Source organism: Amycolatopsis sp. NPDC004169 (assembly GCF_040610315.1).
Classification (GTDB): Bacteria; Actinomycetota; Actinomycetes; order Mycobacteriales; family Pseudonocardiaceae; genus Amycolatopsis.
This window is the reverse complement of the sequence record NZ_JBEXMD010000016.1, coordinates 15346-28535: the sequence shown is the minus strand read 5'-3', so window position 1 is coordinate 28535 and position 13190 is coordinate 15346. Positions and strand designations below refer to the sequence as shown.

Genomic DNA, 13190 nt, shown 5'->3' with positions numbered 1-13190 from the left:
GGCTACTCCCCCGGACGGCGCAGCAGCAGGGACACGTCGCCGAACTCGTGCCACAAGTACCGCTCCGCCACCGCGGCCGCGTACGCCTTCCGGACCACCTCCGCCCCCGCCACCGCTTCCAGCAGCAGCAAGTGGGACGCCTCCGGGGCGTGCAACCCCGTGACGATCCCGTCGACCACCCGGGCCGGGCGGTCCGGGCCGAGGACCAGCTCCGTCCAGCCCTCCGCCGCGCGCACTTCACCGGCCGAGACCGCCGACTCCAGGGCACGGGCCGCCGTCGTCCCGACCGCGATCACCCGGCCTCCGCGCGCCCGGACCCACGAGACCAGCGCGGCCGTCGTCGGCGGCACCCGGTACCTCTCCGCCTGGGGTGGCTCCGCGGCCTCCGGGGACGACACCCCCGTGTGCAGCAGCAGCGGGGCGAACAACACGCCGTCCGTCACCAGCCGCGTCACCAGGTCCGCGGTGAACGGCCGGGCCGCCGACGGCATCTCCGCGCTGCCCGGCTCGCGGGCGAACACCGTCTGGTAGTCCGCCAGCGGCCACGCCCGCGGGACGTACCCGTAGCGGATCGGCCGGCCCTCCGCCTCGAGCAGCGCGGGCACCGGAACCGACACCGCGGCCCGCCACAGCCGGGCCTGCCCCGGGACCATCGGGGCCAGCAACGTCAGCGCCGCGTCGCCCGCCAGCGTCAAGCGCTCGCCCTCCCGGCCGTCGAGCAACGGCCCTCCCGGGGCGCGTAGCTCGACCACCCAGGAGCCGTCGTCGAGGGCGGTGGCGAAGTGGACCACGATCGGGTGGCCCGCGCGACGGGCGTCGACGGCCGCCGGCAGGGTGCCCGAGGTGTTGACCACCAGGAGGTCGCCCGGCCTCAGGTGCTCGCCCAGGGAGGTGAACGCCGTGTGGTGGACCCCGGAGGGGGACGCCACCAGCAGGCGGACCTCGTCGCGGGACAGCCCACGGGCCTCCGGCGGCGCCGATGCCGACAGTTCGTCCGGCAGGTCGAACCGGACGCTCATGCTCATGACGCCTCCGGGCGCGCAGCGCCTCCGTTGAGGGTGGCGGTGGGGGCATGGGCGGACAACAGGTCCGCCGCGCGGTAGCGGCCACTCGGCGGGCGCTCGTCGAGCAGCCGCAGGAACGCCGGGACCGCGGACGACGGCAGCGGGCGGTCCGAGATGTCCTCGCCCGGGAACGCGCGCTGGTGCATGGCCGTGCGCAGGTCGCCCGGGTCCACCGCGTACACCCGCCGGTCCGGGTGCTCCACGCCCAGGACGGCGGTGAGCTGGTCGAGAGCCGCCTTCGCCGAGCCGTAGCCACCCCAGCCCTCGTACGCCTCCACAGCGGCGTCGGAGCTGACGTTGATCACGATGGCGGGCCGCAGCAGCTGCGTCAGGGCCAGCGGCGCGAACACGTTGACGCGGTAGACGTCTTCGAGGTCCGCCAAGGGATAGCGGGCCAGCGGCGGCAGCGGGCTGACACCCAGGGAGCCGGCGTTGTTGACGAGCAGGTCGAGCGCGGGACAGGCGTCGGCGAGCGACGCTCGGTGGGCCGGGTCGGTGACGTCGCCGGGGATGGCCGTGAAGCCGTCCTCGCGGGCCGCCGCGGAAAGCGCGGCCGCGTCGCGGGCGTCGCCGATGACCGTCCACTTGCGACGGACCAGGGCGGCCGCGAGCGCGCGGCCCAGCCCGGCCGAGGCGCCGGTGACGAGTGCGGTGGGCATGGTGCCTCCTTCGAGGGGAACCACACCATCGTCAAACCTCTACATTACTTGAGGTCAAGGCGGCGGCGGAGCAGGAAGTACGCTGCCAGCGAAACGACGAGCCCGACGTAGTACGCGAGATCGGCACCGTGCAGGGCCGCCGCGACCGGTCCCGTGTAGAGGGACGTGTTCATGAACGGCACCGCGGCACCGAACCCGACGACGAACGCCACCACCGCCGCCCAGGGGCGCACGGACTCCGCCGCCAGGACGTCCACGCTCCGGCCGCCGCGGGTGCGGGCGAGCCAGTCCGGGACCACCACGCCGAGGAACGGCGGGATCCAGTACGACACGAACAGCAGCACGTTCTCGAACTTGGCCGACAGGTCGCCGCTGTGCATCCAGAGGATCAGCGCGAACGCCAGCACCGTGACGACCACCGCCGACACCGGGCGCCGCAGCCGGACGCCGACCGTCTGCAGCGCGAGCGAGCCGCTGTAGTCGTTCATCGCGTTCGACGACACCGCCGCGAGCGCGATCACCGCCAGCGCCAGCGCGCCCAGGAACCCGCCGCCGAGCAGGTGGGCAACGCCCGCCGCCGTCTGGTCGCCCAGCGACGACCCCAGCGCGAGCCCGAGGCTTTCGCCGATCGCGTAGGAGACGACCAGGCCGAGCAGCGTGGCCCAGAACACGGATCGCGAGGAGGAAGCCACCGGCAGGTACCGGCTGAAGTCCGACGCGTAGGGCGCCCACGAGATCGCCAGCGACAACGTGATGGTCGTGAACAGCACGACCCCGCCCGCCAGGTCGGCACCGGAGGCGGTGTCGGCCCCGGCGATCGGGTGTCCGGAAAGGACCTTCACGGCCAGCGCGGCGAACGCGAGCACCAGCAGCACGCTCATCACCGCCTGCACGCGGTGGATCAGCGCGTAGCCGAACACGCCGAGCGCGCACTGCAGCACCAGCACGATCAGCACCGCCGCCCAGAACGGCAGCCCGGTCAGCTCGGCCAGCGCCTCGCCGCCGAACAGGCCGACCAAGGCGTCCCAGGCGATCGAGCCGAGCCACTGCACCAGGCCGGGCAGCACGACGCCGCCGCCGAACGGCAGCCGGGCGAGCGGCAGCTGGCCGGTGCCGGTGCGCGGGCCCCACGTCGAGAGGTACGCCACCGGCAGCGACCCCAGCACGGTGCCCGCGAGCATCGCGGCCAAGCCCGTCCGGAAGCCGAGGCCGAGCGACGCCGCCAGGGTGCCGGTGAACACCGCCGTCATGGTCAGGTTCGGCGCGAACCACACGCTGAACAGCCGCCACGGCCGCCCGAACCGGTTGCCCGGCGGCACCGGCGCGATGCCGTGGGTTTCGATCGCCAGGTCCCGCCCGCCGGCGGGCATCCGCCCGCCGAAGACCTCGGCGTCCAGACCGCGTCCGCTCATGTCCTGCCTCCTGTCACGATCACCCTAAAGCGCAGCCGCGTGGTGTAACGCGACGGCCCGAACGGACGAATCACGGTTAGCCGTTGCCGGACTGCTCCACACAACCGCCAGGACCCGTCGGGAGGGGCGCGCAGTGCAGCACCCGCGGACGTCGGCGATGACCGGCCTGCTGGCCGCCGGGTGCGCGCTCGGCGTGGTGGCGCTGACGCTCAAAGCCGGCGAAGGCACCCACTCGGCGCTCGACACCGCGCTCAGCACCACGACCGGGTTCCTCTTCCTGCTCGCGGGCGCGGTCGCGCACGTGCGCCGCCCGGCCAACCCGATCGGGGTGCTCATCGCCCTCGCCGGCGTCGCCCTCTTCCTCGAAGACCTGCAGTTCACGCACGACCCGGTGCTGTACACGATCGCCGTCCCGCTGCGTGCCGCGTCGAGCCCGGTGATCGCGCACCTCGTGCTCGCCTTCCCGCACGGGCGGCTCCGCTCGCGGTGGGAGCGGCTGCTGGTGGCCGCGGCCTACGTCGTGGTGCTGGGCATCGGCGTGGTCGGCCTGCTGACCGACGACGACCGGCGCGACCTGCTGGCCGTCGCGGCCGACTCGCAGGCCGGTCCCGTGGTGGGCCGCGCCCTCGGGCTCGCCGCGACGGTGATCAGCGCCGGGGTGATCGTCGTGCTGCTCTACCGGTGGCTGACCGGGCGGCTGCCGCAGCGGCGGCTGCTGTCGCCGGTGGTGGTGATCGCGCTGGCCGGGGCCGTGACGTCGGGAGCGGGCACGGCGCTCGGCGACGGGCAGCCGCTGTCCGAGCCGCTGCTGATGGCGTACCGGATCCTGTTCTGCCTGTGGCCGCTGGCGTTCCTGGCCGGCGTGATGCGGGCCAGGGTCGGCAACGCCGAGATGATCCGGCTGCTGCTGGAGCGCGACGGCACCGGGCTGGCCGCGCTGGTGCAGGACGACGAGGTGTGGAAGGACAGCCGGTCGATCGACGCGCTCAACGCGGCCGCCGGGCTGGTGCTGGACAACCAGCGGCTCACCGCCGAGCTGGAGCAGCGGCTGGCCGAGGTGCGCGCGTCGCGGGCCCGGCTGGTCGCGGCCGGCGACGAGGAGCGCCGCCGGCTCGAACGCGACCTGCACGACGGCGCCCAGCAGCGCCTGGTCAGCGTCGTGCTGCTGCTGCGGATGGCCGGCCGCCGCCCCCGTGCCGAGCTGCCGCCGGAGCTCCGGGCGCTGCTCACCGGCGCGGTCGACGAGCTGCAGACGGCGATCACCGAACTGCGGGAGCTGGCCCGCGGCATCCGCCCGGCGATCCTGACCGAAGCGGGCCTGGTCGCGGCGGTGCGGTCGCTGTCCGACCGCATCCCGATGGAGGTGGCGCTGACCGTCGGCACGGTGCCGCGCCTTGACGCGGCGGTGGAGGCGACGGCGTACTTCGTGACGTCGGAGGCGCTGACGAACGCGCTGAAGCACGCCCGGACCGACCACGCCGACGTGCGGATCGAAGTGGTGGGCGCCGAGCTGCGGGTGGAAGTGGGGGACACCGGTGTCGGTGGTGCGGACACCGACGGCGGGACCGGGCTCGCCGGGCTGCGCGACCGCGTCCAGGCCCTCGGCGGCGAACTCGACGTCGCCAGCGGGGCCGGGGGCACCACGGTGACCGCGGTGATCCCGCTCGGCGCCGAAAACGCCGAAAACGCCGGAAAGCCGTGAAGGCCCCCTCGGACGGTCCGAGGAGGCCTTCACGGGGTTTCTGACTAGACGAGCAGCAGGAACAGCAGCCCGTTGGGCGTGCCGAGCCCGGTCACGTCGTCGTAGCCGGGAGCGGTGTGGATGGTCAGGCCCTGGTAGTCCAGGTTCCGCGCCGAGCGGAGCAGGCCACCCGAGGCGTCGACCGAGTTCGCGTAGTCGACGCGGGCCACGGCCTGGCCGTCCACGTGCTTCACGTCGGTGATCGCCGGCGTGCGGGACGTGAGCTTGTAGATCACCGGGTTGATGAAGCCGTGGTGGAAGTGGTCGAAGCTGTCGGCCACCGCCATGATGCCGGCGAACACCGGCGACGCGAGGCTCGTGCCGCCGATCCGGTACTGGTCGTAGTGCGCACCCTCCGGGAAGGTCTGCGTCTGGCCGACCAGGAAGCCGGTGTTCGGGTCGCCGACCGCGGAGATGTCCGGGACGACGCGGCCCTTGGTGTTGCCGGTCTGGTTCTTCTTCGCCAGCGCGTCCGGCACGACGCCCTTCTGGTAGAAGGGCTGCGTGAACAGGCGGCTGGTGCCGCCGCCGGAACCGCTGGTGTAGTTGGCCGGGCCGTAGACGCCGTTGGTCAGCGTCGACTTGCTGGTCTCCCAGCCGGTCTCGAAGATCTTCTTGCCGTCCTTGCCGATGGCGATGGACGTGCCGCCGACCGCAGTGATCCACGGCGCCGAGGCGGAGAAGTCCGGCGACGGCGTGCCGAGGCGCGCGACCTCGTCACCGTTGTCGCCCGAGGAGAAGTAGACGCCGATGCCCTCGAGCACCGCCTGCAGCGAGATCTGGTTGAACACCTTGACCTCGTCGGCCGGGATGTCCTCGCCGGTGTCGCCGTAGGAGTTCGACACGATGTCGGCCTTGTGGCCGGCGATGACGTAGTTCAGCGCCACGTCGAGGGCGTTGTCCTCGCAGGACTCGCCGCCGACGTACAGGATGTCGGCACCTGGCGCGAGACCGTGGGCGGCCTCGACGTCGAGGGTCTCCTCGCCGTACCAGCCGGCCGCGTCGCACTGGTCCGGCGGCTCGAGGACCGGGTTCGCCGGGAAGATGTGCTGCTTGAACTGGCTCTGCTTGAGCGGGTGCGCCGGGTCGTTCTTCTTGGCGTACGTGCTCGCGTCGGAGTAGATGGTCGGCGAGGCGAACGCGTCCACGATGGCGATCGTGGTGCCCTTGCCGTCGGCGCCGACCTTGTCGATGCCGTAGGCCGAGCGCAGCTGGGCCGGGGTGTAGCCGCAGGGGGCGTACGGCAGCTGCTTGCCGTTGTAGGCGGGATCGGTGGTGTCGATCTTCTCGCCGTAGTACGCGCTGCACGGCGGCGCGTTGCGGAAGCCGGGGCCGGGCGGGACGTCCGACGGCGTGCCGGAGCCGGTCGCGTGGTCCGGCTTGAACAGGTTGGTGGCCTGGTCGACGCCGACGACGCCGAGCACGTCACCGGCGAGGTTCGCGGGCACCGACAGGTTCTTGTCGGCGGCGCGCAGCGTCTGGCCCTTGACCCGGTACTTGCCGAGGTCGACGGCGAACGCCTGCTCCGTCTGGGCGGCGGTGCCGGTGGCTTCGACGTAGGCGCGGTTCGACGGGATGTCGCCGATGCTGAAGCCGCTGCCGGTCAGCCACGCCTTGACGGCGTTCACCGTCGCGTCACTGGCGGCGAAACGGTCGCGCACCTGGTCGGGGCTCAAGAACTGGCGGTAGGTGGCGCTGTCCGGGTCGGACACGGCCTGCGCCAGCGCTTCGGCACCGGCGTTGTCGCGCTGGTTCAGGTAGACCCGGAAGCTCAGCTTCGCGGCGGGCGCGGTGTCGGCGACCTTCGCCTGCGCGTTCGCCCACAACGGGTGCGACTGCGGAATGTCCTGACGCCCCTGCGCGGACGCCGTCGCCGGCAGGGTGCCGGTCAGGCCACCCACCACCGCGAGCGAAAGGAGCAGGGTGGAGCTTCTTCGCACAGAAATCTCCCTCTTCGAAAGCGGCCCCCAGAAACGGGCCTTGGAACACCGGGTGAGACTAGATCGGTGTTCCACCCCCGGGGAAGTGCGTGCGGAACCGTTATCTGGCCGGGAATTCGCGAACTGGTGACCGTGGTACGGAAATCCGATTTGTCGCTCGGAAAACGCGAGGAATGGTATTCGATGGGCACTAAGTCCGGTTCGTGCCGGTATCGTGGACCAGCAGAGACGGGCGTGCGCCACCTACCAAAGTAGGTTGCTCCGTCCACACCGGACAGTGCGGCGGGTGACGGCAGTTCGGCCGTCACACCCGCGCGGTCAGCCGCCGGTCCACCTCGGCCGGGGCGAACACCGCGTCGACGACCATCGCCACCGCGCCGGCCAGCGCCGTTCCCTCGCCGCGGCCGCCGATTTCCACCCGCAGGTTCTGCGTCGCCCGCGGCAGCGCCCGGCGGTAGAGCACCTCGCGGACGCCCGCCACGAAATGCGGCTCGGCCAGGTCGCCGGCGATCACCACCACACCGGGGTTCACCACGCAGACCAGCGTCGCCAGCACCTCCCCCACCTGTCGGCCTGCCACTTCGGCGAGCCGGACCGCGGCCGGCTCGCCCGCCGTGATCCGGTCGCGCACGCCCGAACCCGACGCGGTCGGCAGGCCCAGCTCCGTCAGCCGGGCCGCCAGTGCCCCGCCGCCGGCGACGGCCGCCAGGCAGCCCCGGGACCCGCAGAGGCACTGCGCCTCCGGGTGCTCCGGCAGCCGGATGTGGCCGATGTCGCCCGCGCCGCCGTCGATCCCGCGGTACACCTCGCCGCCCAGGACCAGGCCCGCGCCGATCCCGGTCGACACCTTCACCACGACCAGCGCGGCCGAATCCGGGTGCCGGGCGCGGTGCTCGCCCAGCGCCATCAGGTTCGCGTCGTTGTCGACCAGCACCGGGGCGCCGAAGCGGGCGCCGAGGTGGCCGTCGATCGGGTAGCCGTCCCAGCCCGGCATGATCGGCGGCTGGACGACCCGGGCGCGACCGGGCTCCACCGGCCCCGGCACCGAGATCCCGACGCCGCACACCGGACGGCCCACCTCGGCCCGCAGCGTCTCGAACCACTCCGCGATCCGGTCCAGCACCGGCTCCGGCCCGTCGGCGACCCGCAGCGCGCCCGCGCGGCGGGCCAGGACGCGGCCGGCCAGGTCGGTGAGCACGGCCTCGGCGTGCGTCGTGTCGATGCTCGCGGCGAGGACGACGGCGTGCCCGTCGTCGAACCGCAGCTGCCGCGCCGGGCGGCCACCGGTGGAGTCCTCCTGGTCACCCTCGGCGAGCAGGCCGGCCGTCTGGAGCTGCTCCAGGCGCATGGTCAGGGTCGAGCGGGACAGCCCGCTGCGGAGCTGCAGGGCCTTCCGCGTGGTCGCCTGCCCGGTCCTGACCAGCTGCAACAGCTCGCCGGCGGTCGCCATCGAGCTCCCTTCGACTTTTGTCCATTGACAAGACATAAGTAGGAGATATGTTGGACACATGAACGTAACATGGGGGTGTGCTGCCGAGGTCCTCGCGGGCAACTGGCTCGGTTCGTCGACCGTGCCCTCGCGCGGGCTCTACCCGCACCAGTGGAGCTGGGACTCCGCCTTCATCGCGTTCGGGCTGCGCCACCTCTCCCCTTCGCGGGCCCGGCGCGAGCTGCTGACGCTGTTCTCCGCGCAGTGGCGCGACGGCCGCGTCCCCCACATCCTGTTCAATCCTGACACCCCGCCCGAGGCGTACTTCCCCGGCCCGGCCTTCTGGCAGGCCGGGCGGACGTCGGGGCTGATCCAGCCGCCGATCCACGCCCGGGCGGTGCTGGCGGTGCACGAAGCCGACCCCGACCCGATGTTCCTCGCCACCCTGTACCCGAAGCTGCGGGCCTGGCACGAGTACCTGCACACCGGGCGCGACGCGGGCGGCCGCGGCCTCGCGGCGATCGTGCACCCGTGGGAGTCGGGCATGGACAACAGCCCGGCGTGGGACGGCCCGCTCTCGCGCGTCACGCCGTCGACCGGGTTCGTCCGCCGCGACCTGGAGCACGGCGAAGCCGCCGACCGGCCGAGCGACGAGGACTACGGCCGGTACGTCCGGCTCGCCACCGACTACCGCGACAGCGGCTACCGCGACTTCGGTGACTTCGTCGTCGAGGACCCCGGCTTCAACGCCCTGCTGGCCGACGCCGAGCTGGCGCTGGCCGAGATCGCCGAGATCCTCCGGCTGCCCGCGGCCGCGGCCACCCACCGCGAGGCCGCGGCCCGTGTCACGAAGGCGCTGCAGGACACGCTGTGGGACAGCGCGGCCGGCTGGTTCTTCGCCAGGGACGTCCGCACCGGTGCGCCGGCCCCCGAGTACACCTGCGCGGGCCTGCTGCCGCTGCTGCTGCCGGACCTGGCGGTCGCCCCCGCCGTGCTGGCCACCGCGACCGGCCCGCGCTTCCGGCTCGGCCGGGTGCACGGCGTCCCGAGCTTCGACCTGACCGCACCGGGCTTCGACCCGGGCCGGTACTGGCGCGGGCCGTCGTGGTTCAACGTCGGCTGGCTGGTCCGCCAGGGCCTGCTCCGCCACGGGGAGCACGTGCTCGCCGCCCGATTGGGCGAAGACCTCGTCGAGACCGCGTGCGCGACCGGCTTCGCCGAGTACGTCGACCCGCTGACCGCAGCCGGACACGGCACCCGCTCCTTCAGCTGGACCGCGGCACTGACCGTGGACCTGCTGGCCGAGCGGCACTGAGGAACGGGCCGCCCAGCCGCTTTCGGGGGCGGCTGGGCGGTCCGGCACCCGGGTCCCGCTCAGCCCGCCGCGGTCGCGTAGTCCGAGCCCACCCAGGTTTCGTCGATCCTCAGCCGCTTGTAGCGCGTGCTGTCGCTCGAGGCCGCGTACGTGCTCGTCACCTGGAGCCGGACGTACCGGGCGGTCACCGCGGAGAGGTCGACGAACTGGACGCCGCGGTGGCTCGGCAGCGTGCCGGACTTCACCGCACTGCCCCAGTCCTTGCCGTCACTCGACACGAACACCTTGTACGCCTTGATCCGCGCCGACTGCTCGGAGTCCGACCGGGCGTAGCTGACCGAGTCCTCCCGCTGGTTGATCCCGAGGTACTGGACCTTCTTCGCCGCACCGAGGTCGTAGTCCAGGTTGACCGGCAGTGTCTTGTTGTTGTCGAAGTAGGTCAGGTAACTGCCGTCGCTCGCGGACTGTCCACTGTGTTCACTGGCCGAGGCGCTCGCCTTCAGCGTCACGGTCTTCGGGTCGTAGGTGCCGGTGCGGCCCGCCGTCTCGACCTTGAACACCGTGTCGTAGGTGTCCCAACCGGACAGTCCGGTCAGCGTCAGGCTGCCGCCCGACTGGCTGAAGGAGATCGCCGCGCCGGTGCGCAGGTTCGTGACGCGGCGGACGCGGTAGCCGTTGTCGCGGATCTTGAGCGTGCTCCCCGACGGCTTGGTCAGGACGTGCAGGTACTGGGTGTCTCCCTTGATGGTGATGACGCCGTGGGCGCCGTCGTTCCAGAAGCCCGGCTGCATGCCGCCGTACATGTACCCGCCACCCTCGGTGCCGCCGAGGGACTCCCAGATCGCGTCGAGGTACGTCTTCGCGAAGTTGTTGAACGCCTCCTGGTTGGACGGGAACTTGCCGTTCACCATCGCCGTCTCGGCCATCAGCGACTTGATCGACGAGCCGGAGTTGGTGATGAACCGGCCGATGTTGAGCATCTTGCCGACGGCCGAGTTGGACCCGCCGTACCACCACGAGCCGCTGTCGGGGAGCTTGAAGCACGCCTCGGTGAGCCGGGGCATCGCCGTGTACGTCGCCTGCGGGTAGTCGTACGACGGCGTCATGCCGGTCTTCTGCTCGTTGCTGATCGTGTCCATGATCGGCGTGTCTTCGTTGTTGTTGCTGAGCAGGTAGTCCGGGCGCTGCTGGTAGATCTGCTGGTAGAGGTCGTGCGACTCCCAGTAGGCGTTGTCGTTGTCGATCCAGAAGCCGCCGAGGTCCGGGTAGTTCTTCATGACCTCGAAGAAGTTGTCGTAGCTGAACTGGCCGAAGCCGGACTGGCTGTCGAGGTCGACGTCCTTGCCCTTGTACTTCGAGTAGCCGGCGGAGTCGAGCCACTCGTGGCCGCCTTCGTCGTGCCACTGGGCGTCGTTGGTCATGTAGAGGATGACCTTGAGCCCGCGGGCCTTCGCCGCGGCGATCAGCTCGCCGAGGAAGTCCCGCTTGGTGCTGCAGCTGCCCGGGATCTTCGACGGCCACGCCCGCGAGTAGCCGAGGCGGCTGTGGAAGGAGGCGAGCACGAGGTAGGACGCGTGCAGCTTCTCGGCTTCGGTGACCCAGTAGCCGGGACTCCACCCGCCGTCGGTGATCGCCTTTTCCCAGGCGCTGCAACTGGTGTAGCCGGGTGAGGTGCGCATGCCCCAGTGCAGGAACAGCCCGGCCTGGCTGTCGCGCAGCCACTGCTGGGAGGGTTTCTGCAGATCGGCCGAAGCCGGCGCGGCGATGAGCCCGGACACCGCCAGTGCCGCCGCGCACGCGACGAGCAGCCTGCGGAGGAACCTGTCTGCCATTGACAACCTCCAGTGGTCTGGTCCACCCGGTGTGTACTCTCGACGACGAGGGCCGGTCAAGACTTACATCCGACCTTTCCGCGGAGTTTCGCTGGCCGGTACATCGACACTGCCGCCGATCGGGTTAAATATCTGATATATGACGCAAGAGATCTGATCTCTCTTGACGGCGGCTCCGGGAAGTGAGTAGATGTTCCCCGAGAGCGCTTTCGCTCACCAGACCATCGCTCCGGCGACACGGGCAGCACGCCGCGCCCCCCAGAGCTGGTCGGGATGCCGACGGACGGCGGATCGGCATCCCGGCCACCCTTTCACCGCGTCGCGGGGCCAGCGCATGAAAGGACGACGATGTCCGAACACCCCCTTCGCCCGACCCGGCGCGCGGTCCTGGCCGGCACCCTCGGCGCCCTGGGCGCTTTGGCTGCCGCGGGCCCCCTCGCGCGGGCCGCGGACCAGCTCCCCCCGATCGGCGGCGCGGCACCGGCGGACTGGTCCCGCGCGGTGATCGACTCGACGATGAAGCGCTACACGCCCGACAAGATCGGCGGCTGGGGCTACACGCTCGGCCTGTACCTCTACGGGCAGTACCTGTTCTACAAGCGCACCGGCGAGAAGAAGTACCTCGACTACATCGTGGCCTGGTACGACCGGTTCATCACCGACAGCGGTATCTCCAACAGCTTCAACAACCTGGACTCGATGCGCTCGTGCCAGATGCTGCCGCTGCTCTACGCGGAAACGGGCCGCAAGAAGTACAAGACGGCGGCCGACCAGCTGCGCAAGCGCTTCCCGTCCTACCCGCGCACGTCCGACGGCGGCATGTTCCACGCGACCAGCAAGGTCGGCCAGCTGTGGGGCGACGGCGTCTACATGGCCCAGCCGTTCCTCGCGCTGTACGGCGCGTCCTTCGGCGACGGGGCCTACTGCTTCGAAGAGGCGGCGAAGAACATCGTCGTGTACTTCAGCCACCTGCGTGAGCCGGCGAAAAACCTGCTGTACCACGCCTACGACGAGGACGGCTCCGAGTCGTGGGCGTCCGGGACCGGGCACCACTCGAAGTACCACTGGGCCCGCGCGATCGGCTGGTTCGGCATGGCCACCATCGACATCCTCGAGGTGCTGCCGGCCGACCACCCGCGGCGGGCCGCGCTGATCGACGTCGTCAAGTTCCTGGCGGCCGGCTACCAGCGCTACCAGGACGCGGCGACCGGCCGCTGGTACCAGGTGGTCGACCGCGGCGGCGACTCGAAGAACTGGCTGGAGACGTCGGCGTCGTCGATGTACACGTTCACGATGGCCCGCGGCGTCCAGCGCGGCTACCTGCCGGCGTCCTACCAGGCGGTGGCGGACAAGGGCTACGCCGGCGTGCTTCGCAAGGTCTCCGTCGGCTCGGACGGCCTGACGAACATCACTGACATCTGCGAAGGCACCAACGTCGGCGACCTGTCCTACTACTACGGCCGGGCCCGCAAGACCAACGACTTCCACGGCCTCGGCGCCTTCCTCATCATGAACGAGCAGTACTCCCACTGACCCTCGTGACGCCGCAGAAGGGGCCCCGGCCAACCGCCGGGGCCCCTTCCCCATGTGCGGAAAGGGGCATCACGCGTGATTGGGAGGGCATCATGCGTGATTGAAGGGGCGACACGGCGGAACCTCGAGCGCGGGCCGTGTCGACCTTCCAATCACGAGTGATGCCCCTCCAATCACGCGTGTCGCCCCTCTGATCACGAGTGATGCCTCCCTGATCACGGGTGAGGCCCCTTCCCGTCTTGCGGGAAGGGGCCTCCGGGGGGGG

At 71.3% G+C, this 13190-nt stretch carries 9 protein-coding genes; 3 read left to right on the top strand and 6 right to left on the bottom strand.

Annotated features, from left to right (window positions below):
- Positions 1-2: 2 nt before the first annotated feature.
- Genes ABZX11_RS22460 through ABZX11_RS22450 form a run of 3 tightly spaced genes read right to left on the bottom strand, consistent with a single transcriptional unit; the run spans position 3 to position 3135 of the window.
- On the bottom strand, positions 3-1019 hold the full coding sequence (locus tag ABZX11_RS22460) for an S-adenosylmethionine:tRNA ribosyltransferase-isomerase (RefSeq protein WP_354916155.1): 1017 nt from the start codon (positions 1017-1019) through the stop codon (positions 3-5).
- A gap of 2 nt (positions 1020-1021) precedes the next feature.
- Entirely contained in the window at positions 1022-1723 is a 702-nt protein-coding gene (locus ABZX11_RS22455) for an SDR family NAD(P)-dependent oxidoreductase (RefSeq protein ID WP_354915846.1), read from the bottom strand.
- 44 nt (positions 1724-1767) lie between these two features.
- Complete coding sequence (locus ABZX11_RS22450; RefSeq protein ID WP_354915843.1) at positions 1768-3135, bottom strand: cytosine permease; 1368 nt, start codon at positions 3133-3135, stop codon at positions 1768-1770.
- A 157-nt stretch (positions 3136-3292) separates the two neighbouring features.
- Here ABZX11_RS22450 and ABZX11_RS22445 point away from each other — a divergent pair, with 157 nt between their 5' ends.
- A complete protein-coding gene (locus ABZX11_RS22445) occupies positions 3293-4837 on the top strand; it encodes a histidine kinase (protein ID WP_354916152.1) in 1545 nt (514 codons plus the stop codon).
- Between the two features lie 44 nt (positions 4838-4881).
- On the opposite strand, the gene ABZX11_RS22440 is transcribed toward ABZX11_RS22445, so the two are convergent.
- Positions 4882-6816: a S53 family peptidase gene (locus ABZX11_RS22440; protein ID WP_176172531.1), complete on the bottom strand. Its 1935-nt coding sequence runs from the start codon at positions 6814-6816 to the stop codon at positions 4882-4884.
- A gap of 304 nt (positions 6817-7120) precedes the next feature.
- A complete protein-coding gene (locus ABZX11_RS22435) occupies positions 7121-8266 on the bottom strand; it encodes an ROK family protein (RefSeq protein ID WP_354915840.1) in 1146 nt (381 codons plus the stop codon).
- 58 nt (positions 8267-8324) lie between these two features.
- Between ABZX11_RS22435 and ABZX11_RS22430 the strand changes: the two genes are divergently transcribed.
- Complete coding sequence (locus ABZX11_RS22430; protein ID WP_354915837.1) at positions 8325-9560, top strand: trehalase family glycosidase; 1236 nt, start codon at positions 8325-8327, stop codon at positions 9558-9560.
- Between the two features lie 59 nt (positions 9561-9619).
- Here ABZX11_RS22430 and ABZX11_RS22425 read toward each other — a convergent pair whose 3' ends face one another.
- Entirely contained in the window at positions 9620-11392 is a 1773-nt protein-coding gene (locus ABZX11_RS22425; RefSeq protein WP_354915834.1) for an alpha-L-fucosidase, read from the bottom strand.
- Between the two features lie 348 nt (positions 11393-11740).
- Here ABZX11_RS22425 and ABZX11_RS22420 point away from each other — a divergent pair, with 348 nt between their 5' ends.
- Entirely contained in the window at positions 11741-12925 is a 1185-nt protein-coding gene (locus ABZX11_RS22420) for a glycoside hydrolase family 88 protein (protein WP_354915831.1), read from the top strand.
- The last annotated feature ends 265 nt before the right edge of the window (positions 12926-13190 follow it).